Annotated in this window: 20 protein-coding genes, 1 rRNA gene and 1 other RNA gene; 1 reads left to right on the top strand and 21 read right to left on the bottom strand. The window is 47.8% G+C overall.

Annotation, left to right across the window (positions count from 1 at the left end):
- The 18 genes from BP95_RS0113470 to rpoE all read right to left on the bottom strand — a co-directional run.
- Positions 1 to 231: ribosomal RNA gene (locus tag BP95_RS0113470) — 16S ribosomal RNA — on the bottom strand; the annotation flags it as partial.
- A 303-nt stretch (positions 232 to 534) separates the two neighbouring features.
- Positions 535 to 798: a pro-sigmaK processing inhibitor BofA family protein gene (locus BP95_RS0113465; RefSeq protein WP_028532441.1), complete on the bottom strand. Its 264-nt coding sequence runs from the start codon at positions 796 to 798 to the stop codon at positions 535 to 537.
- Between the two features lie 2 nt (positions 799 to 800).
- Entirely contained in the window at positions 801 to 1,073 is a 273-nt protein-coding gene (locus tag BP95_RS0113460) for a hypothetical protein (RefSeq protein ID WP_028532440.1), read from the bottom strand.
- A 221-nt stretch (positions 1,074 to 1,294) separates the two neighbouring features.
- On the bottom strand, positions 1,295 to 1,894 hold the full coding sequence (gene recR / locus BP95_RS0113455) for a recombination mediator RecR (RefSeq protein ID WP_021253424.1): 600 nt from the start codon (positions 1,892 to 1,894) through the stop codon (positions 1,295 to 1,297).
- A 128-nt stretch (positions 1,895 to 2,022) separates the two neighbouring features.
- Entirely contained in the window at positions 2,023 to 2,334 is a 312-nt protein-coding gene (locus BP95_RS0113450) for a YbaB/EbfC family nucleoid-associated protein (protein ID WP_028532439.1), read from the bottom strand.
- Between the two features lie 36 nt (positions 2,335 to 2,370).
- Entirely contained in the window at positions 2,371 to 4,131 is a 1,761-nt protein-coding gene (dnaX, locus tag BP95_RS0113445; RefSeq protein ID WP_028532438.1) for a DNA polymerase III subunit gamma/tau, read from the bottom strand.
- A gap of 101 nt (positions 4,132 to 4,232) precedes the next feature.
- Entirely contained in the window at positions 4,233 to 5,339 is a 1,107-nt protein-coding gene (locus BP95_RS0113440) for an ATP-binding protein (RefSeq protein WP_090514527.1), read from the bottom strand.
- A gap of 223 nt (positions 5,340 to 5,562) precedes the next feature.
- Positions 5,563 to 5,830, bottom strand: an RNA gene (gene ffs / locus BP95_RS32505) — signal recognition particle sRNA large type.
- A 43-nt stretch (positions 5,831 to 5,873) separates the two neighbouring features.
- Positions 5,874 to 6,503, bottom strand: a complete 630-nt coding sequence (locus tag BP95_RS0113435) for a hypothetical protein (RefSeq protein WP_155987261.1) — start codon at positions 6,501 to 6,503, stop codon at positions 5,874 to 5,876.
- Positions 6,504 to 6,524: 21 nt separating this feature from the next.
- Positions 6,525 to 7,460: a helix-turn-helix transcriptional regulator gene (locus BP95_RS0113430; protein ID WP_028532436.1), complete on the bottom strand. Its 936-nt coding sequence runs from the start codon at positions 7,458 to 7,460 to the stop codon at positions 6,525 to 6,527.
- Between the two features lie 216 nt (positions 7,461 to 7,676).
- A complete protein-coding gene (gene rpmE / locus BP95_RS0113425) occupies positions 7,677 to 7,874 on the bottom strand; it encodes a 50S ribosomal protein L31 (protein WP_021253430.1) in 198 nt (65 codons plus the stop codon).
- A gap of 142 nt (positions 7,875 to 8,016) precedes the next feature.
- Entirely contained in the window at positions 8,017 to 9,312 is a 1,296-nt protein-coding gene (gene rho / locus BP95_RS0113420; RefSeq protein WP_021253431.1) for a transcription termination factor Rho, read from the bottom strand.
- Positions 9,313 to 9,785: 473 nt separating this feature from the next.
- Entirely contained in the window at positions 9,786 to 11,039 is a 1,254-nt protein-coding gene (locus tag BP95_RS0113415; RefSeq protein ID WP_028532435.1) for a UDP-N-acetylglucosamine 1-carboxyvinyltransferase, read from the bottom strand.
- Between the two features lie 166 nt (positions 11,040 to 11,205).
- Positions 11,206 to 12,060 carry a class II fructose-1,6-bisphosphate aldolase gene (gene fba / locus BP95_RS0113410; RefSeq protein ID WP_028532434.1) on the bottom strand — a complete coding sequence of 285 codons (855 nt, stop codon included), beginning with the start codon at positions 12,058 to 12,060 and terminating at the stop codon, positions 11,206 to 11,208.
- Between the two features lie 121 nt (positions 12,061 to 12,181).
- The gene (locus BP95_RS0113405) at positions 12,182 to 13,168 is read right to left on the bottom strand and encodes a Gfo/Idh/MocA family protein (protein WP_081819885.1); all 987 of its coding nucleotides are present in this window, start codon (positions 13,166 to 13,168) and stop codon (positions 12,182 to 12,184) included.
- 263 nt (positions 13,169 to 13,431) lie between these two features.
- A complete protein-coding gene (locus tag BP95_RS30325; RefSeq protein ID WP_021253435.1) occupies positions 13,432 to 13,830 on the bottom strand; it encodes a response regulator in 399 nt (132 codons plus the stop codon).
- 234 nt (positions 13,831 to 14,064) lie between these two features.
- Positions 14,065 to 15,666, bottom strand: coding sequence for a CTP synthase (locus BP95_RS0113395; RefSeq protein ID WP_021253436.1), 1,602 nt, complete (start codon positions 15,664 to 15,666; stop codon positions 14,065 to 14,067).
- Positions 15,667 to 16,214: 548 nt separating this feature from the next.
- The gene (gene rpoE, locus BP95_RS0113390) at positions 16,215 to 16,766 is read right to left on the bottom strand and encodes a DNA-directed RNA polymerase subunit delta (RefSeq protein ID WP_021253437.1); all 552 of its coding nucleotides are present in this window, start codon (positions 16,764 to 16,766) and stop codon (positions 16,215 to 16,217) included.
- A 456-nt stretch (positions 16,767 to 17,222) separates the two neighbouring features.
- On the opposite strand from rpoE, the gene BP95_RS0113385 reads away from it, so the two are divergent.
- Positions 17,223 to 18,365 (top strand): S8 family peptidase, encoded by a 1,143-nt coding sequence (locus tag BP95_RS0113385; protein ID WP_028532432.1) that lies wholly within the window; start codon positions 17,223 to 17,225, stop codon positions 18,363 to 18,365.
- A gap of 103 nt (positions 18,366 to 18,468) precedes the next feature.
- Here the strand turns inward: BP95_RS0113385 and cstA are convergent, their stop codons facing one another.
- From cstA to BP95_RS0113370, 3 genes are all read right to left on the bottom strand, one after another.
- Positions 18,469 to 20,265 (bottom strand): carbon starvation protein CstA, encoded by a 1,797-nt coding sequence (gene cstA / locus BP95_RS0113380; RefSeq protein WP_021253439.1) that lies wholly within the window; start codon positions 20,263 to 20,265, stop codon positions 18,469 to 18,471.
- Positions 20,266 to 20,475: 210 nt separating this feature from the next.
- Positions 20,476 to 21,231, bottom strand: a complete 756-nt coding sequence (locus tag BP95_RS0113375) for a LytR/AlgR family response regulator transcription factor (protein WP_028532431.1) — start codon at positions 21,229 to 21,231, stop codon at positions 20,476 to 20,478.
- Positions 21,206 to 22,996 (bottom strand): sensor histidine kinase, encoded by a 1,791-nt coding sequence (locus BP95_RS0113370; RefSeq protein ID WP_028532430.1) that lies wholly within the window; start codon positions 22,994 to 22,996, stop codon positions 21,206 to 21,208. Before BP95_RS0113370 ends, BP95_RS0113375 begins: the two co-directional genes overlap by 26 nt.
- Between the last annotated feature and the right edge of the window lie 112 nt (positions 22,997 to 23,108).

Below are 23,108 nucleotides of genomic sequence, written 5' to 3'. Positions count from 1 at the left end.
GTGGCAGATTGCTCCGCCTTTCTCATCTCCCTCATGCGAGGAAAATGCCTATCTGGTATTAGCTCACGTTTCCGTGGGTTATCCCAGTCTTATGGGCAGGTTACCTACGTGTTACTCACCCGTCCGCCGCTAACCATCAGGAGTGCAAGCACTCCTTCAAGTCCGCTCGACTTGCATGTATTAGGCACGCCGCCAGCGTTCGTCCTGAGCCAGGATCAAACTCTCCGTTAAAGTTAAGTTTGAACTGCTCATATCTTTTGACGAGGTATTGCTACCTCATTCACAAACGTTGCTCGTTGTTCAGTTTTCAAAGAACAATCTCAGTCAGCAACCAATTTCTTAGTTACTTTCTTTTTCTCACCGCTTTGTCAGCGGCGACTTTTATATCTTATCATTTCGTTCATTTCTTGTCAACACTTTTTTAAAACTTTTTTTTCAATCTCTTTTCGAGACTGTTTTTTGTTTTAAGTTTGTTAACTCATGTCCGAAGCGACATTGATTAATGTATCATAAAGACAAGGGGTGCGTCAACCACTAAATACCTACCATTTTAAGGGAAATGACAAGCGCGAGTCCCGGGATACCCAGAAGCCCCACTCCTGTTAATGTGGCAGGGTTGATAGGTACATGGATTCCCGCTATCCACCCCGTCGAATTCACGATGTACAACAGCGCAAATGCGCTAACTCCATGAAGAAGAAAGGTTATGATACCACGCCATGCCAGCCGCTGACGAAATAGCACAATGAACAATCCAGCTATGGACACAATGAGCAGACCAACCAACAGCATTTTCATCACTATAATACCTCCCCTAACCGCAATGCATGCATCCCTACGCGCTTGGCTCTCTTCATCAGCATGGCAATCCGCTTCTCAGCTGCCTCAAGCGTCGAGATCGCATAATCCACCTCATCTGTACCTAGTGCATGCTCAAATCGCACACAAGCCATTCTCCACTCCGCAACCGCATTACGGATATCCCTCATAAGAAGCTGCTGCTCAGACAACATTAACCCATACTCACGCTTGTCCCTATTTCGCATGAACCAGTTCTTCATACGTTTCCACATGAGTTCCCCTCCCCACATTCACTTTAGTCATGAATATGAACGTCGGGACAAGACTAGAACCTCTTTATGAGCTGCTTCGACCATGCGAGACAGCACTCTAATGAACAGGAATATCAATCATCCTCTTATAGATAACAAAAAAAGCCCTCGATATTCGAGAGCTTCTATATCAAATCATGAAGAAACAACATTTTAGGCCTGCTCACGATGGAGATCCACCATTACAGAACATCCCTCCGGCCTTCTAACGCCTTAGACAAGGTCACCTCATCGGCGTATTCGAGGTCACCACCCACAGGAAGTCCATGAGCAATTCTCGTTACACGAATGCCAAACGGCTTCACAAGCCGCGAAATATACATCGCTGTTGCTTCCCCTTCAATATTTGGATTCGTAGCCAAAATCAATTCTTTGACCCGCTCATCACTCAAACGCTTAAGCAGCTCAGCAAGACGTATATCCTCTGGGCCTACTCCCTCCATTGGTGATATCGCGCCCTGTAGCACATGGTAATACCCCATGAACTCTTTCGTTCGCTCCATCGCAACCAAATCCTTCGTTTCCTGAACAACACACATTACTGAGGCGTCACGTGTCTTATCCGAGCAGATACGGCAAGGATCAATATCTGTAATATTGCAGCACACAGAGCAGTAGTGCAGGTTCCGCTTCACATTAACGAGCGCCTTTGCAAAATCAATAACGTCATCTTCCTGCATGCGGAGTACATGGAACGCAAGACGAGCCGCTGTCTTCGGCCCAATACCGGGCAAATGTGTAAATGCCTCGATCAACTTGGCGATCGGTTCTGGATAATACAATGCGGGCTCTCCTTTACGATAGCTTAATCAACGAACTCAACATCGTCTCACATCAAAAAATGTCCCCTAAATGGTAGAAACGGCATATACCAGAATCGGTATATGCCTCACATTCGTGTTTCTCTACATTAGAACAAGCCAGGAATTTTCATTCCGCCTGTGAATTTAGACATGTCGTCATTTGCCATGTCTTCTGCTTTAGTCAACGCATCGTTAACTGCAGTAATAACAAGGTCTTGAAGCATTTCGATATCTTCTGCATCTACTACTTCTGGTTTGATGGAGATGCTAAGCAGTTTTTTGTGGCCGTTAACCTCTACAGTAACAGCTCCACCGCCAGATGTACCAGTTGTTTTCTTTTCAGCCAACTCTTCTTGAGCTTTCAACATTTGTTCTTGCATCTTTTTAACTTGTTTCATCATTTGGTTCATATTGTTCATCGCCGTGAATCTCCTTTTTTCTCCATTTAAGATAAGTTACTCTTTTATGACAACGAGATCTTCTCCAAATAACTGGATTGCCTCGTCAATCCATGGTTCTTGAGAATGATTGCGGCCTTCTTGGCCCTCTGGCTCCAGTTGGAACTCTTGCTCTTCCTTATCCTCTGTCTGGGCGGCTGCAGCCTCCCAGTCCTTGAGCATCATCGTATCCATCTGGTATGTCTTGCCGAAGGTCTCGGATAGCACTTGCTCAATCACCTGCTTGTTAGTCGGCTTCTCCGTCGTATCACGATGAATCGAATTTTTGAAACCGATAAGAATTCGATCCTCTAGACATGATACAGGCTCACCGTTAACCAGCCAAGCATGAATGGTAACACCGGCTTCCTTCACTCGCTGAAGCACTTGTCCCCAATTCCCTCGAATGCGATTGAATTCGGCGCTGTTATGATTCGCAAGGTACCGTGTGAACTGCGGTGGCTGTTTAGAGAACTTGGATACGTGTCCAGATGGGCGAGTCGCAGCAGGCGTACGCTCATGCGTTACCTGTTCCTGACGACCTCCACCTGACTTCATCAGCTGTTCAACCTTCGTCTCTAAGGACGTAATCTGTTGACGCAAATGTTGCAGGGAGGATGAATGTTCCATTCCATCCTGCCGAACCTCTCCCTGAGCGGAATCCCCAGTGTCCGTATAATGATTCATCGGACGCTGTCCTGAAGCTGCCAATTGAAGCAGCGCGACTTCGAATAAAGTCTGCGGCTGCACAGCATACTTCATATCCGTCTGGTATCGATTCAGCGTATCAATGATATGAAATAGACGACTCTCTGTGAATCCCTCCGCCATTTCACGGAAAGACTCTACGCGAGTCAACCGGTCCGTTAGCGCATCCCCGCTCGGCACCATCTTCATCATAAGCAGATCTCGGAAAAAGTACAACAGGCTTTCCATGCACTTATCCGCACTCTTGCCTTCCTGCATCAACTGCTCAACCACCGAAAGAACAGAACCTACATCACCCGCCTGTACTGCTCGGGCAAGCTCCGCAAACCTCTCTTCGGGCATACCTCCTGTAATGTCCAATACCTGTTGATAGGTAATGGCTCCATCAGTAAAGGAGGCAGCTTGATCCAGCAAGCTGATCGCATCACGCATCCCGCCATCAGACAGCTTCGCAATATAAGTCAAACTGTCATGGTCTGCCTGGATGCTCTCTTCTTCGCACACCTGAGCCAAGCGCTGTACTTGCTCAGCAAGTGAAACTCGACGAAAGTCAAATCGCTGGCAACGCGAAATAATCGTGGCCGGAAGTCGATGCGGCTCCGTTGTCGCCAAGATGAACATCACATGCGCTGGCGGCTCTTCTAACGTCTTCAACAAGGCGTTAAAAGCTTCTGTCGTCAACATGTGTACTTCGTCAATGATGTACACTTTGTAGCGAACTTCCGTTGGCGCATACTTCACCTTTTCGCGAAGATCGCGAATTTCCTCTACGCCGCGATTCGATGCAGCATCGATTTCCACTACATCCATCACCGCGCCAGCTGTTATGCGCCGACACGCTTCACAAGCGTTGCAAGGCTCCGGGCCTGGCCCTTGTTCGCAGTTGACAGCCTTCGCCAGTATTTTCGCCGCACTTGTCTTCCCGGTTCCTCTTGGACCGCTGAACAAATATGCATGCGAAAAACGCTGCTCCCGCAGCGAATTTTGCAGCGTTTGAATAATATGCTGTTGTCCGACCATGTCTTGAAATGACTGTGGTCTCCATGCGCGATACAATGCGATATGAGCCATGATGCAACCTCGAAAACGTTTTTACTTATTATACTATATCATAACCTCTAAAAAAACAGCCATTCCCTCTCTTTGGAAAAGAGAGGCGTCCGTCACTGCTGCTATGAACCCTGATAAGGGACAGCGAGCGTGAATGTCGTGCCAAACCCCTTGGATGAAACGCGTATCGTGCCTCCCAAATCATGGATAATCCGTTGGCATACCGATAATCCAAGCCCTGTCCCATTCTGCTTCGTGGTGAAGAAGGGATCGAATATCTTATCGACGAGGAACGCAGGAATTCCCGGCCCCGTATCATGGATATCAATCAACACACGCTGCTCCACACTATCCCGCTTCACACTTACCGTAAGTGTGCCACCCTCCACCATCGCCTCAATACCATTTTTGGCGATGTTGATGAACACTTGCTTCAGCAGCTCGCGATCGGCAACCACGTTCGGCACAGTCTCTCCCGCCTCGTATCGAACATGTACGCCGTGCAGCACTGCTTCACTCCGAATAATCGGCAAAATATCATTCATCACCTGATATACATTCACACGCTCAATCGTGACATGCTTCGGCTTGCTTAAGAGTAGAAACTCCCCAACCAACTCATTGATTCGGTTGATTTCGGTCAGCATGATCTCGGTGTAATGGACTTCCTTCGCCATTCCCTTGTCACGCAGCGTCTTCTTGAACATTTGCAGAAACCCCTTAATAGAGGTCAAGGGATTACGAATTTCATGAGCTGTGCCTGCGGCAATCTGTCCAATCATCGCCAGACGGTCGCTTCGCTGTACCTGCTCCTCCAACGAGCGCAAATTAGACACATCCTTGAATAGCACATAAGCACCTACGATCTGCTGCTGTTCATCACGCATGACATTCGAATCCATAAGAAGCTCATATCGATCCACACCATTGCACCAAGAGACAGCATGATTCCGCACACTCACACCTTCAAGCAGAGAACGTTGTACGAGATGATGCTCTGTAGGCATGTCACCAAATAGCTCATTGACCCGTCTCCCGAGCGCCTTCTCTCTCTCCCATCCCATCACTATGCACGCCATATCACTGATGTCTACCAATGTGAACTGATTATTCAGCAGCATGATCCCTAAATTCACATCCTGAATAAAAGCACCGGCGAATTGCTGCAGCAGGGTTAGTTCCGTATCCGCCGCCTGTACATTTGCTCCTTCATTGCAGGAATCAGACATAGAATTCTGCGCCAGAGCGCCGTGTAACGGCATGCTTGAATCGATCATACACTCACCTCTTTTTGCAGAAACGAAAATGAGATATCCGCTCACTTGCTGTTCACTCTAAACTTCGCCATCAGGCAATCTTTTTCCTGCTGTTTATATAATATGAACATGTATTCATATTTATTGAAACAAAAAAACACCGGTTATCCCGGTGTCCTCGTATGCACTATATGAACCGTGCACCTGTTATTGATAATTGCGATCCGAGCGGCACTTCTACACTACGACTCAGGCCAGGCTTCCCTCCGGCACATGAGCTCTCCTACTTATGGCTGCTTCCTTCCGGACCTGACCAAGTTCATAGGCACCCATTGCGGAGGACCCAGCCGTCAACACCGAGTGTAAACGCCAAACCCCACATCGACAAAACCTCTAACAGGAATTCAACCTCGCTACAGCGGATTGCGAGTTACAGGGCACCGCTACCTCCCCGTCTAGCACGGCATAACTTAGTATAGACGATTTGCTGCAAAAGTGCAACTGACGTCATTTGTTAACAGATATGGCATCTGCTTCTTCCTTACTGTCATCCGCATCTTCTTCCATTTGTTGCAAATACTTCAACAGCACACAAAGCAATGAACTCATAAGTCCAGATCCTAAATAAATCCACGGCGTAGCACCTGATACCGGATACAGCCATTGCAGTGCACAAGCTGATAACACCGCATATACCAGTACATAAATGACCCAGAATGAAGCAAGGGACACAGTCTTAGCCACCCAGATGAGCTCCAAAATGATAACCCCTACTAATGCGAAACTTGTGACAGCGAGACTGAGCCATGCCAGTACAACATTACCATCCGGCAGAACTGGCCACCCCCAAGCAGGAAGGGCCCTTGCAGCCAAGCGAAAAATACCGTATTCAACACCAACAACGAAGACAGTAGCAACCATCACAATGAATGCGTCTTTGAACAACGTACCCATTCCTCTTTGCACACGATGCCCAAATTGTTCCGATCGCGCATGCTTGCGCCGTTCACTCCACTCTCCTGCCGCAACAAATAGAACCCCCAAGAAAAGCGTGCTTCCGACGATGGACAAGGGCAGCTCACCCTTGATGATGTGCCATATAAATCCCAAACTAAGCTCAAACAACCTTTCGATCATGCCGTTCACGCTCCGCTCCTTCTACTGTGGCCCCAATTCAAAGTCCAAATTCACCGGTTCTTTGGGCATTGTATCATTTACCGCTGGTCCACCCGTAGTAGGTACAGATTCATCAACAATATCCAAGCGAAATCTATCCACCCAGACTTGACCCGGACCGCTTAATAGCACGCCAAATGCAATCGCCTCCGCATAAGGTGCAATATCAAGTACAACTTCATAGGGCCTCCATTCGGTCGTGCCACTAATCGGACGATTGTCCATGTTGTCGAAGTTAATAGGCACTTCATCCTTCCCGTCAATCCGCATCCACATGCCTGCCCATCCCTGCACGTCGTCCGTCTTCAGAAACGCTGATAAACGAAGGCGCTGTCCCACATAATTCTCAGCCTTGAACATTTGCATCAACGTGCCAAATCCTCGTGGATCCGCATCCACTCTTCCTTGAATGGTACCTGACGACCTCCCGCGATATACATGAACGCGATCAAGAGTAACGCTATATTGGTGCGGATACACACCTGTTATGATCCATCCCTGTGGAGCAGACTGCATCATCCCATATCCGGTATTCTCAGATTGATTGTTCTCATCCATTCGATGATCCCCCTCTGGCGTGTAAAAGCATCGGAAACCTTGGCGGTATACATGCGGTGTCATGCCATACCGCTGCTTAAAAGCACGAGTGAAGCTGTCTTGCCCAGAAAATTGATATTCTAATGCGATGTCCAGTATGCGCTTGTCCGTTGACAACAGCTCCACCGCAGCCCTTGCCAATCTGCGCTCCCGTAATAATGTCCCCACACTGACACCCACATGCCGCTGAAACACACGATTAAAGTGAAAACGGGAGACCGTGCAATGTTTCGCTATGTCTGCTGCATCCACGTCCTCTGTAATATGCAGTTCTATGTAGGCTATTGCTTCTTTGATCCATTTCTCGTGCTCCAGCCACATAGCCAGCCCCCCCAGTCATCTTGAGGCAATGCCAGCACATGCCTCGTAAATCCCCATTCCATTCAATCGTACCGTATGTACTCCCCTTTGTTTTGACATTTTGTGCGAAATCGAGTTCCGGACAGCAAACATCAAGTCAGGAAGGATAAAAATATACAAAAAAATGAACTCCCTTGGCTGTTGCCAGCAAGGGAGTCCATATCGTAAACAGACGTATTAGATACCGTATTTCTTTTTGAATCGATCCACACGACCACCAGCATCCAAGAACTTCTGCTTACCTGTGAAGAATGGATGGCAAGCGGAGCAAACCTCTACCTTCAAGTTCTCTTTAACGGAACCTGTTTCGAAAGAGTTGCCGCATGCGCAAGTTACAGTCGTAATGAAGTATTTCGGTTGAATTGCTTCTTTCACTCGAATTCACCTCTTTCCGCCCTGAGCCCTTTGCGTGCCCAGAGTATATAAAAACACATGAATGGATTATAGCATGTTTGCATCTAGTTCGCAATCTCATGTTATAACCATATTCTTGTCCGCCATAACAGCGAACGAGCGCTTAGGAGCTCACAGAGCTGCTGCGTGTTCTGCGCGGAGGCGGGGTTGGTGTTCCGCTCGTATCAAGTGCTGCAAGGAACTCTTCGTTCGTCTTCGAATCACGCATCTTCTTCAAGAATTGATCCACGAATTCCGGAGACTCGTTCATGTTCTTACGAATTGCCCACAGCTTATCAAGCTCTTCCTTCGACAACAGCATTTCCTCGCGACGTGTACCCGAGCGACGAATATCGATAGCCGGGAAGATACGGCGTTCAGCCAGCTTACGATCCAGATGAAGCTCCATATTACCCGTACCTTTAAATTCTTCATAAATGATGTCATCCATACGTGATCCTGTCTCAACGAGTGCCGTTGCCAAGATCGTCAAGCTTCCACCCTCTTCAATGTTGCGGGCAGAACCGAAGAAGCGCTTTGGACGATGGAAGGAAGCTGGATCAATACCACCAGACAACGTACGGCCAGACGGCGGAACCACGAGGTTGTATGCTCGCGCCAAGCGCGTAATACTGTCAAGCAGGATAACAACATCCTTCTTATGTTCCACGAGACGCAGTGCACGCTCCAGAACAAGTTCTGTTACCTTGATGTGGTTCTCAGGCACTTCATCAAATGTGGATGCTACAACCTCACCTTTTACAGAACGCTGCATATCCGTTACTTCTTCCGGACGCTCATCAATAAGCAGAACGAACAGTTCAATCTCAGGATGGTTGGTCGAGATGCTATTTGCAATCTCCTTCAGAAGCAATGTCTTACCTGCCTTAGGAGGGGCGACGATTAGCCCGCGTTGTCCAAGACCAACAGGTGCGAGCATGTCCATAATGCGTGTGGACACTTTGTTGGAAGCCATCTCAAGCACAAGTTTCTTCTCTGGATATAGCGGCGTCAGGGCCGGGAAGTGCAAGCGTTGAGCTGCTTCATCCGGATTCTCACCATTGACGGCGTTAATCTGAAGCAATCCGAAATAGCGTTCGTTCTCTTTTGGCGGACGGCATTTTCCTGATACAAGATCACCAGTACGCAAATCAAATCTGCGAATCTGAGATTGAGAGATATAAATATCTTCCGAGCTAGGCAAATAGTTAATAGGACGCAAGAAGCCGAAGCCCTCTGGAAGGATGTCCAATACTCCCTCCATAAACATGAAGCCGCCTTGTTCCGCCTGCGCGCGCAAGATAGCAAATATTAATTCTTTTTTCTTCATTTGACCATAGCCAGGAATCTGAAATTGTTTTGCTAGTTTATATAGCTCGGTCAGCTTCTTCGTTTCCAAATCGGAAATTTGTAAATCCATGAATACAACTCCTATTCTGTTGATAAATACAAATGATGTCAGAAGGATAAGTCCATTGTGAAATCGTTACGTATAAACGCAGCGGCGTGTCAACATGAGATATGAAGGCTGGTTGATACAATGAGATGGTGGACAGATAACAGATGGGAACCATTCGGTCTGGGTAAAAGATAGCCGTTGAAGCGAAGCACTTATGGAAGTGATGGTGCTAAACGCTGCAGCCTCTCCAAGGAATAGAAAGGGAAATACTCTTCGTACGTTCAATCCTGCCAAAAAGTTGCATTTTCTTCTGTATCCGAAAGAGAATGCTCCACTTCCACTCTCTTTCGGACACAGTCCAATACACAAACGACGAATACTAGATGAAATTCCGCACAGCCACATGAGCAGGGCGCATCATGGGGCGCATCGCCACACCTTAACTGACGATCGCGAAATGATCATTATCCTATTTTTACCCTATTACCGTCGAATTATTCCGTCTGACGCCATACATCAGCGCCTAAATTCCGCAAATTTGTGACTAGGTTGTCATAGCCACGGTCAATATACTCTACGCCGGAGATTTCAGTAATGCCATCCGCTACTGTTAGTCCTGCAATGACAAGCGATGCTCCCGCACGCAAATCCTCTGCTTTCACTTTCGCGGCATGCAACTTGGTTCCTTCAATGACAGCAGAGCGACCTTCTACACGGATTTTGGCTCCCATGCGAAGCAACTCAGGCACATTCTTAAATCGATTGCTATATACGAGATCGGACAGCATACTTACACCAGTTGCTTGCGTGAGCAAGCTTATCATCGGTGATTGAAGATCGGTTGCGAACCCTGGATATACAAGCGCCTTTACATCGATAGACTCGTAGTCAGGCTGGCCAAGCACGCGAAGGGATTCGTCCCCTTCTACGACTTGCACACCCATTTCCTCCAGCTTCGCCGTAAGTGCTTCCAAGTGCTTAGGGATAATATTGTCGATGAGAATATCGCCGCGCGTTGCAGCAGCAGCGATCATATAGGTTCCTGCTTGAATGCGATCCGGAATGATAGAATGACGGCAGCCATGCAGCCCTTCTACACCTTCAATACGAATCGATTCTGTACCAGCACCCTTGATTTTGGCACCCATTGCATTGAGCAGGGTCGCCACATCTATAATTTCAGGCTCTTTGGCCGCATTTTCGATAATGGTGATGCCTTTGGCTCGGGAAGCCGCAAGCATAATATTAATGGTTGCTCCTACACTAACCACATCGAGGTAGATTTTGGCGCCGCGCAATTCACGCGCCGAAATATGGATCGCTCCATGTTCATTGGTTACCGTAGCACCCAATGCTTCGAATCCTTTAATATGCTGATCAATCGGACGGGGTTCAAAGTTGCATCCTCCAGGCATGCCTATAGTTGCTTCGCCAAAGCGGCCGAGCAAGGCGCCCATTAAATAATAAGAGGCCCGCAATTTCTTCACAGGTCCGTTATACATCGGCATCGAAATCATGCTAGATGGATCAATTCGCAAGGCAGAACCTTCCCAGCTTGCCTCTCCACCGAGTTCGGTAATAATCTCCGTATAGGTTGCAACATCACTTAATGCAGGCAAGTTATCGAGCACTACTTCACTCTCTGCTAAAATCGCCGCAGGAATGAGTGCGACTGCACTGTTCTTCGCACCGCTGATCTGCACAGTGCCACGCAGCGGCCGCCCACCGCAAATCATTAACTTTTCCATCACAAGCTAAGTTCCCCCCACGCCGCGCCTATCACAGGTTCGGCTCGCCCATATGCTTTATTGGATTCATGTTCATTCATCATAACGCTAAATAATCGCAAAAAAGGGAAGAACACCGGCGAACCGGTGCTTTTCCCGCATTCGTAAACATAAATATGAGTATCGATTATGCTTGGTTGTTGGATCCGAACAAGCGGATTTTGTTGCGAACAACTTCAACCATTGCATTGCGTGCTGGCGTCAAGTATTTGCGAGGGTCGATAACGTTCGCATCTTTAGCCAATGCTTCGCGGATAGCCGCTGTGCAAGCAACTTGGTTTTCTGTGTTCACGTTGATTTTACCTGCACCTGCTACGATCGCCTTGCGGATGGATTCGTCAGGTACACCGGAACCGCCGTGCAATACGACTGGAACTGGGATTTTGGAAGCTACTGCTTCAATGATATCGTAGTGAAGTTTAGGCTCGCCTTTGTACATGCCGTGAGCAGTACCAACAGCGATTGCAAGTGCATCTACGCCAGTTTCTTCGTAGAAGCGGATTGCTTCTTCTGGGTTAGCCAATTGAGCTGCATCTTCGTCTACGTGAAGATCGTCTTCAACACCGCCGATTGTACCCAATTCACCTTCAACGGATACGCCCATAGCGTGAGCTGCTTTAACGACTTCTTTAGTCAAACGGATGTTGTCTTCGTATGCATGGTGGGAACCATCAAACATAACGGAAGAGAATCCGGCACGAATACAAGCCATAGCTACTTCAAATGTGCTACCATGGTCAAGGTGCAAAGCGATTGGCAAGCCGGATTTCTTAGCAGCTGCCTCAGCCATTGCTACTGTGTACTCCATTCCCATGTAACGCAAAGCGCCTTCGGATACACCAAAGATAATTGGTGCGTTTTCTTCCATCGCCGCTTCTGTAATTGCTTGTGTGAATTCCAAGTTATTGATGTTGAACTGACCTACTGCAAATTTGTTTTCTTTTGCTTTAGGCAAGAACTCGTTCATCGAAACTAATGGCATGGTCTCCATCCTCCTAGGAAGTTGTTCGTCGTCTGTCTATCTAGATTATAGCCGACATCTTATACGGTGTTATTATATCACAATTGGGCGTGAAAAAGTAAACAACCTCTTGACAAAACAGCTACATTACGTTTACGGCTACCGCTTTCCCCGAAACCGCTGCCTCATTGGCCGCTTCCATCAATTTTGTCAGGTCCAGCGCCATTTTTACGTTGTCCATGCTCACTTCTCTGCACTGCACATGACCGACCCATTGCTCAAACATATTTGGGATCTGTTCATCAAATGGAACGATGTTCCATTCACCATCCCCCTCATTCAGTCGAATGCGTATTTGCTCATCCGGCATTCCGTACATAATGCTTCCTCTTGCACCATGAATCTCAATTATGAACGGGGATTGACCGGTAACAAACCCTGTTTCAGCAATTCCAATGGCACCTCCAGTATATTGGAGCAGCGCAACTGCGTTATCCTCTACTTCTTTACCCGTAACATAGCCATACGACGCAGTTACGGCCTCAGGCATACCCAACAGTGCACGGGTAATGTACATCGGATGACAGCCAAGATCAATCATTGCCCCACCGCCGCATTCCGCCCGGTTGTAGAAATGCTCTGGCAGCCATCCTGCCAGCGCTCCATTATGCGCCATACGCACACGGACAAGCGATACATCGCCTATAGCACCCTCTTCTACTATCCGACGCAGCGTAACAATATCGCGCTCACACAGCTTCCGAAGAGCAACATTCAACACAACACCATTGGCTTCCACAGCATTCACGATGCGTTCCGCTTCAGCTGACGTAAGCGCTAATACTTTCTCAGTGAAGATGTGCTTGCCAGCTTCCGCTGCCTTCACCATAATATCCTCGTGGAGGGAAGTCGGCGCTACTACGACAATCGCATCAATATCCTCTCTCAACAGCATGTCATCCAAGATCGGATAATAAGGCACATGATAACGTCCTGCATAGCGCTCTCCGCGCTTGGCATCTTCATCCCATATTCCAACTAGCTCTGTATCTGGATGATGAAGGATGAAATCTGTATACTCTTCTGCATGAACATGCCAATAACTACAAACTGCTACACGTATCATCATTAACACCCCTGTATGATCCCTTATTGTCTTACTGATGTTATTTTGCTTAGCAAGTATAGGCCAGGATTTAGACAACACGAGAAACGAGGAAAGCCCCTAATGGGGTCTCTGCTGAGCGCCCTCCACTAGAGGCATGTCCAATTCTTCGTTCTTCGTACCACATAGCAATAATCGAAGGCCTTCCTCCGACCTTGCTCGGATAACATTGAAGAAGGCCAGGGCATCCCCCGGCATGTTTCTTGTTTATCGTTCGTACGCCACTTCTAAGAAGGCATAGTCATCTGATTATTCGGCTGTCCCTGCTCTAATGTCATATTGACCGCAACCCTCATCTCATCGATGTCGAAAGGCTTCGTAAAGTGCATCAATGCTCCGAGGTCCGTAGCTTCCTTAATCATATCCAACTCGCCGTAAGCGGTCATCATAATCACATTCATATGCGGCTTCATCAACTTGATCTGCTTCAAAATTTCCAACCCATCCATGCCCGGTATCTTCATGTCCAACAGGACAATATCCGGCGACTCCTCTCTTACGATCTCAAGCGCCATCTTGCCATTGGAAGCTTGATAGGTCGTATATCCTTCGCTACTGAACACTTCCATGAGAAGAACCCGAATACCATTCTGATCATCGACAATCAATACTTTCTTATTACTCAACTGGTACCCCTCCCACCGCGTCTCACGAGCGAGTGTGCAGCATCCTCTAGTTCGAATGAGTTAATCTCTCACACTGCATGCTTATTTTACCACTCCACATGTACTGTACATATTCGCTTCTTTACAATAAAATCCTTCTTCTTTCAGGAAAAACATCACAACTCCCACATAAAAGCAAAAAAAGCGAAGACTCTCCAATTAGGAAAGCCTTCGCTTCATATATTTTATGCGTTATTATCCACGGTGCTTCATTGCCGCTTTGACGAATTCACGGAACAATGGCTGCGGACGGTTCGGACGAGAGATAAACTCTGGATGGAACTGAACAGCCAAGAACCATGGATGGCTTGGAAGCTCGACAATTTCCACCAGTCGGCCGTCTGGGGACGTACCGCTAATCTTCAATCCAGCACCTTCAATTACTTCACGATATTCATTGTTGAATTCATAGCGATGGCGGTGACGCTCGTACACCAGCTCATCATTGTAGCAAGACATAGCGAGTGATCCCTCTTGCAGCTTGCAAGGGTACAGACCAAGACGCATTGTGCCGCCCAAATCTTCAATATCCTTCTGCTCTGGAAGCAGATCGATAACCGGATATTCTGTTGCTGGGTTGATTTCGGAGCTGTTCGCGCCATTCAATGCTGCGATAGAGCGTGCATATTCAATAACCGCAACTTGCATACCAAGGCAAATACCGAAGAACGGAATTTGTTGTTCACGCGCATAGCGGATCGCTGTTACTTTACCTTCGATACCACGATCGCCAAATCCACCTGGTACCAAGATACCGTGTACACCCGACAACTCTGCATCTACGTTTTCTTCTGTAATCTCTTCTGCATTCACCCAACGGATATTGACTTCTGTATTTGCATCAATACCTGCGTGAGCCAATGCTTCTACGATAGACAAGTATGCATCATGAAGAGCAACATACTTACCAACGATTGCAATCTCAACTTGTCCTTGAAGCTGCTTCACACGGTCAACAAGCTTCGTCCATTCCACCATGTCTGGTTCTGGTGTTTGAAGCTTCAAATGATTTACAACATAATCATCCATTCCTTGCTCATGAAGCATCAATGGTACTTCATACAACGTGGAAGCGTCACGGCATTCTACAACCGCATTCGCATCAATGTCGCAGAACAAGGAAATCTTGCGCTTCATATCCTCTGCAAGCTCATGTTCTGTACGGCATACGAGCATATTCGGTTGAATACCGATGCTGCGCAATTCTTTGACACTGTGCTGTGTCGGCTTCGTTTTCACTTCGCCCGCAGCCTTGATGTAAGGGATCAAGGTAACGTGAATATACATCACGTTGTCACGGCCTACATCACTCTTAATTTGACGAATTGCTTCCAAGAACGGCAAGCTCTCGATATCGCCGACTGTGCCACCGATTTCGGTAATAACTACATCAGAGCCGGATTCCTTACCTGCACGGAATACGCGTTCTTTGATTTCATTTGTAATATGCGGAATAACTTGTACAGTTCCGCCAAGGTATTCACCGCGGCGTTCCTTTGAAATAACTGTAGAATACACTTTACCTGTTGTCACGTTGCTGTTCTTCGACAGGTTGATGTCGATGAAGCGCTCGTAGTGACCCAAGTCAAGGTCTGTCTCAGCTCCGTCATCTGTTACGAATACTTCGCCATGCTGATAAGGGCTCATTGTGCCCGGGTCAACGTTAATGTAAGGATCAAATTTTTGGATCGTTACTTTGAGCCCCCGATTTTTCAGCAATCTGCCCAGGGATGCAGCCGTAATCCCTTTACCAAGAGAAGAAACGACGCCGCCCGTTACAAAAATATACTTTGCCACTGGTGAAACCCTCCTATGATCAAGTGCATTCAAGACATGTTCTCGGGAGGCTTTGTCTGTAGAACAGGTTCGATACACGCGAGTTCCATAATCTCATGATGTTATCGTAACCCATTTATGCGATATTCATTGATGCAAAATGTCATTAAAAAAGCTCCTGTCTAAAATGTCCGGAAATGGTGTTCCGTAGTGGACGGGAGCTATTTTATACGAATCAAATTGTACCAATTGCAATCGGCAACAAAGCCATAAAAAACTGCAATTCGTATCCTAAAAAAACAAAAAAGTGACTCCCGTAGTGTCACGGGGCACTTTCTTCATATGTGAAAATGACTCTATTTAATTACGTGCAAATGCAAAGCCCATATGCTAGTTTACTCTGTAGGCATTCTCGTGTCAAGGGAGATCGAGTTGATTTTTCGCAGGGGCAGATTATATGGAAAATGCCGCTTACGTATCCCTCCTGAACATACCCCAATCAGCTAGGATATACAGGAAAAATAAGCAAGCGGCATTCTAAAATGCGAAATCAAATCCTGAAGAGGATCTTACATATCCTCTTCCCGGTCATCCTCTTCTTCGAAGTCATCGTTTTCTTCTTCGTTCAGATCCGCATCTTCTTCATCGATTTCCTCTTCGATGTCAACATCATCTTCTACATCAGAATCTTCATCCTCGAAGATCTCCTCTTCCTCTTCGCCATCTTCATCGACGAAGTCGAAGTCTTCTTCTTCATCATTGTTGAAGCTGTCGTCATCATCAGAGTAATCATCATCGTCGTCATCGTTAATGATGCGTGGACGAGGTGTACCCCCGGTCATCGCCTCTTCAGAACGGTCAACCGGATACCAGCGTTTCAATCCCCACAGGTTCTGGCCAACACAAGCAAAACGACCGTCAATGTTAATTTCCGTATATAACTGCGCAATGACATCGTTAATTTGCTCTTCGTTCAGACCCCGCAGCTTAGCGACTTCATTCATGAGATCGCGGTAATAGAAAGGCGTGTTGGCAGCTTTCAGTACCATGAAGGCAAGATCCACCATCGGTATTTCTTGCACTTTTTCAGGGTCTAATTTCAAATCCAGCGGTGTGCTCATTCGGACACATCCTCTCTCTCTAAAAAGTTCAAATTGCATTCACTTATCCATGTTCACACATAAGTAAACCCGATCTCAAGTGAAAATGCAAGTTTTCTTCCTATAGACGAGGAAATGCCACAAGTCGGACAAAAAATAGAAACGCGAAGGGAATCCCTTCGCGTTCGACTGTATCCGCACCCGATGAAGGCTCACGCCCCGTATCGGGTGTGCTAAGCCCTTCGTCGGCTCTTCTTCATACTATGTCCGTGGAAGTCTTTTGACACGGTGGAAGGCCTATCTTTCGCAAAAAAGGCATCTACCCCAGTCCACGCCGGGGTCTGATGCATACGATATGTAAAATTGTCTGTTCAAAAAGACGCTTCAACCGATCCACATTCTTTCGGGTTCACTTGATTATCATATGTACGCTTTTTGAACAACCGTTACAAAGGAACTGTCGGGAGGGACTCGACATTGGATATTACGGGCTTACTCCAGTTACTTATTCAAGGGCTCAGTACCACTAAGCCCTGCGAACGACAACTGCTCATCCGCTTCCGCACCCATGAACAGTATGAACAATGTTCCGAGGTGCTGCATGAACTCGAAGCAAGCAGATCTGAGCTTGCTGATATTCGCAAGGTTCCACTCATTGATGGCTGGGTATATCCGGCCAGAACGGACTTCGATTCCACCCTGCTATCGACCGCTTATGATGTTATCGTAGAAGAAGATATTCATCTCTCGATGCACGCCGTATCCCAGCGTCCTGTCAATTGGGAGCGCGGCATTCCTTGGGGGGTTAAGCACATCAAAGCACCCCAAGCTTGGAGCACGACTACCGGTTATCGTGTTCATATTGGTGTCATTGATACCGGGGCTGATTTCCACCATCCTGACCTTCGGCACTCGCTCACCCGCGGCATTAATCTGATCCAGCGCGGTTTGCCCCCACATGACGACAATGGCCACGGCACCCATATCGCAGGTACGATCGCCGCTGCCAATCAAATGTACGGCATTATCGGAGTGGCTCCTCGCGCCATTATTCATCCCGTTAAAGCATTCGATGAAAATGGAGCAGCCTTCGTATCTGATATTATCCAAGGCATTGATTGGTGTGTCCGCCATGGTATGAATATCATTAATATGAGCTTCGGCATGAAGACCCGCAGCAAGTCGCTGCTCACTGCTGTCACGAACGCTTATAATGCTGGCGTAACCGTTGTCGCCTCCTCTGGCAATGATGCGAAGCGGAAGTCTATTGATTACCCCGCCCGTTACTTGCAGACGATCTCGGTTGGAGCTACTGATCGAATTCGGAAAATTGCCTCCTTCAGCAACCGCGGCCGTTACGTCGACATTTATGCACCCGGTGATAAAATTGTATCTGCTTGGATCAAGGGCAAATATCATGAAATGAGCGGCACCTCAATGGCCACCTCACATGTAAGTGGCGCTATTGCTCTGCTGCTTGCCATGAAGCCTGGTCTCAAGCCTGGTGAAATCAAAACCTTGCTGCGACGATCGGCAAGTCCGATGCGAAGCCGGAATACTACTTCTCGTAGTTTAGGAGAAATCGATGTTATGCGCCTCCTTAAGGAAGCAGAACGCTGACGAGATCCGAACGGGAACAAACACGAGAATGGATGGAAACAAAACAAGGGCAGCCGAGCAAGTCGACTGTCCTTGAAGTTCATTCATGTAGTTGTGCTGTGGTCTAGGAGGCCATTACCGGATCTAGCTTCGTTCGAGGCGTGTTCCACAACTCTGTCCACTTCTTGATTGCAGAGATGAGGATGATGACTCCGAGCACCATCATAATAATTGACAACGATGCATTCAGAATGCTGTAGCCCTTATTAGTTGGATTCAAGTACACATTGGATATCATCCATATTCCCGCATAGTTAACGGTTACGAACAAGTAAGCGAGCGGCACAAGACAAGTAAGTGCATACCATCGCTTATCTGCAATCTTCATAATAACCGTAGCACCGATGATAAGACCGATGGAAGCCATCATCTGGTTCGATACCCCGAACAGTGCCCATACCGATCCAATATCGCCAGAGAAGAGCAGGTATCCCCACAAGAAGCAAGCAAGCGCACTAGCAAAGATGGAGCCAGGTACCCAATCTACTCGTTTCAATGGCTTATACACTTCTCCGAAGAAGTCTTGGATAATGTAGCGCGCCACACGTGTTCCCGCATCAATTGCGGTCAGGACGAATACCGCCTCGAACATGATAACAAATTGGAAGAAGTACGACGAAAGCGATTCGAACCATGGGAACTTCGTGAAAATGTACGTCATGCCAACTGCGAGTGTTACAGCTCCACCCGTGCGGCCTTCCAAGTTCAAACCGATCTCGCGCGCGAGATCCGGCAAATGAACCACATTCATGCCCAGCGTCTTAAACGCTTCTGGCGTTGAGTTAATTGCGAAGTAGTCAGCAGGCTGCAAGGCAGTTGCCGCTATAAGTGCCATAATCCCTACAACGCATTCGACCAGCATCGCGCCGAAGCCAACGACTTTAATATCGCTCCAGCGATCCAGCATTTTCGGTGTCGTACCCGATCCTACGAAGGCGTGGAAGCCAGAGATTGCTCCACAAGCTATCGTGATCGAAATGAACGGCCATACTGGGCCTGCCAGTATTGGGCCTCCACCGTTGATAAATTCAGTTACGGCTGGGAATGGAATATCAGGATTGATAATGAACACACCGACGATAAGAGCAATGAATACTCCGATCTTCATAAAGCTGCTCAAATAGTCGCGTGGTGCAAGGAGCAGCCATACAGGCAACGCTGCCGCAAAGAATGCATATATCGGCAAAATAATTGCCAGCGTCTTCATATCAAAGGTCAACCATTGGCCAAGCGCGGTACCTTGAATGTAGGGACCCATAAATACACCGACCATCAAAAGTACAAAACCAACGGTAGAGGCAAGCTTCAGATTGCCTGTCTTCTTGTACCAAATCCCAACCATCATGGCAATCGGGATCGTGATGCCTACCGAGAAGGTTCCCCATGGATTGTGTTCAAGCGCATGGAGCACTACCATCGACAGACCCGCCATCGTAATCGTAATAATGAACAGCATCGCTAGGCCCGTACAGAAGCCTGCCACTGGCCCAAGCTCATCCTTCGCTACCTCAGAGAGCGACTTGCCTTGCTTGCGCATGGAAGCGAACAATACAACCGCATCATGTACAGCACCGCCGATAACGGCACCGATCAACAACCAGAGCAGCCCTGGCAGATAACCGAACTGGGCAGCTAATATCGGACCAACTAACGGCCCTGCCGCAGCAATGGCTGCGAAGTGATGACCGAAGGTCACCCATTTATTCGTCGGCACATAATCCTTGCCGTCATTTAATTCGTGCGCCGGAGTAGGCTTGGAATCGTCTAACTTTAACACTTTGTTTGCCATAAATGTTCCGTAGAGGCGATAGGTGATCATCAAGATGCAAATCGAACCAATCACTATTGAAACCGCATTCATGATCGTCCACTCCTTTCGAGCTGTTGCTGTTATCTTACCTTATGAAAACAGCATTACCCTGTTTTCAAAGCAGAATGCCGCATGTCCATGATGAAGTGCACAAAAAAAGGATTGAAATGCAAACGATTTCAACCCCCTCTTCTACCTTATTCACCTTTTCTCCATCCCATACCAAAATCGATTGGATAATTGGTGAACACCATTATTATTTTAAAATCCTAGAAGCTGCTTAAGTTCCTTCATATAGGTACGACTCACGGGTAAGCTGGATCCGTCCTGCATCTTCAGTTGGCATGTGGAGTGGAACCATGGCTCAATCTCTACAATGCGATCCACATTCACCAAGTAGGCACGATGCACACGAATAATGGATGGGTGAATCAGCTTCCGCTCCAGTACACTAAGTGGTTCTCCTACACGATAGCGCTGTTCTGTCGTTGCGACGACTGTCTTTCCCTCTTCAAACCCGATGTACACGATGCGATCCACATGCAGAACAACAATGCGCTCATCCACCGTCGTAATGGCAAGCCGCTCTACCCGTTCTGTCGGGGTAGACCGGGAATGTGATATTACCTCATTCTGCATCAATGTAACTGAACGCGAGCCCTGCTTCTCCAGCTTCTCGACGGTTAGCTGAATGCGCTGCTCATCGAACGGCTTTAAAATATAGTCAGCAGCGTTCAACTCAAAAGCACGCAGCGCATATTCATCATACGCCGTTGCGAATACAATCGCAGGTGGCTCATCCAACGCGCCCAACCGTTCTGCTGCCTCCAACCCACTCGCTTCGGCAAGTTGAATATCGAGAAATACGACGTCCGGACGTAGCGCCCCTATGCGCTTCAACGCCTCTTCCATCGATTCTGCCTCTCCTACAACGTCAACCCGCTTCGTCCGGCGAAGCAGATAACAGAGTTCGTCACGAGCTAGCGGCTCATCATCCACGATAAATACTTTCAACATCGATGTCCCCCCGTTCGCTATAATGAATCGGCAACGTAATCGTGACCGATGTCCCTTCTCTAAGTGTACTATCGATTTGAATCGAGCCCCTGCTTCCATACAGTTCTTCTATTCGCTTCACAATATTGCACAGCGCTGTGCCTGTTCCTTCTGCAGACGGAACCGCCTCATTGCCAAGCGCGGCCATGGACTCTGGTGCTATGCCCTTCCCATTATCCTTGGTCGTAATCGTCACGCTAGCTCCATTCACCTGCGCCCGAATCGATACTATTCCTTGCGACAAAGTAAATCCCTTGGAGAAGGCATGCCGAATCGCATTCTCCACCAGTGGCTGAAGCGTGAATGGCGGTATTAGTACGTCCATAAGAGAACCGTCAATGTCCGTCTCTACGACATATTTGCCGGGGAATCTCGCCTGTTCCAATGACAAATACGCTTCCACATGCTCTAATTCCTTGTGCAGCGGGATAAGCATCTTACGTGCGCCCTGCAGATTGCTGCGGAAAAACACACTGAGCTGCTGCAGCAATTTGCGCGCCTTCTCCGAATCGGTGCGGCAGAGAACGGATATGGTATTGAAGGCATTAAATAGAAAGTGCGGGTGAACCTGAGCTTGCAGCGCCTTGATCTCCGCATCCTTCAGCAGCCGACTCTGCCGTTCTGCTTCCGCCAATTCCAACTGGGTGGAGAACAGCTTGCCAAGACCCTCTGCAAGCTCTCGTTCTACTCGATCCAGCCGTGAGGGCTGCTTGAAGTACAGCTTCAATGTGCCCACCGTACGGTCATGCACCTTAAGTGGTAATACGTATGCAGCTTGCAAAGGACAACTCGGCTCGAAACACTGAATCTCTTCTCGTGAGGATGCCTTATGAACAATGCCCTCCTCCAGCACTTGCTTCGTCAACTGCGTGGATATTCCATTCAACGGCACATGATGGTCGTCCCCCGCGCCCACGTGCGCAAGAATGTGATGCTCATCTGTAATGGAGATCGCGTCAGCATTCGTACCTTTCCATATGATCAACGCCGCTTCTCGGCATGAATCGCTATTTAACCCTTGACGGAAAAACGGCAAGGTCTGATCGGCGATATGAAGAGCGTTATGGGTCAACAGCGCCCGAGAGCGCTCCTCTTCCTCATAGATGGATTGAATAATCAGCATGAATAATAGAATGCCGAATCCATTGACCGCGACCATCGGCACACTAATCAGCTTGACGAGTTCCCAAGCAGAGCTCCAAGGTTCCGCTACGAGCAAGATGGTGCCCATCTGCGCACACTCCATCCCTATGCCGATCAACGCTGCATGCCATGCAGCATGCTTGCCTTGAATCATACGAAAGCGCTTTCCAACGAGCCCAGTGATAATACCGGCCATTATCGTCGATATCCCACAAGCAGCAGCGGTATATCCGCCAAGCGATAGGCGATGCAAGCCCGCAATTAACCCAACACCTGTTCCGACAAATGGACCGCCAAGCAGTCCTCCAATGACAACACCCATAATGCGTGTATTCGCAATGGCACTCCCCGTCTCTATATCCATATGCCAAGCTTGCGAATATACCGAGCTATTATGGATTTGCACACCAGTATAGTTGCTGATTACCCCAAACGCGCCGAACACGAAGATCAGCAGCCATTTCTCAGCTGTACCGTGTTCATTATGAACAATATGTCGAAATGACTTCATACGCGACAACACAAATGCGATGATCAGTAATACGCCAACCCGCTCGATCATCAGCGGAAGCAGATACAGCATCCTCGTCACCTACTTTCTCTCTAGCTCGATCCTCTCGATGGTTCTTGGTCTTATTTTACCGAACAACTAACTATTGTGGGAACAAGAAAAGCGTCCTGCAAGCTAGTTTCAG

Origin of the sequence: Paenibacillus sp. UNC217MF (assembly GCF_000686865.1) — a bacterium.
GTDB classification, from domain to species: domain Bacteria; phylum Bacillota; class Bacilli; order Paenibacillales; family Paenibacillaceae; genus Paenibacillus_B; species Paenibacillus_B suaedae.
The sequence above is the reverse complement of the archived record's forward strand: the minus strand, read 5'-3'. Positions and strand labels throughout refer to the sequence as shown.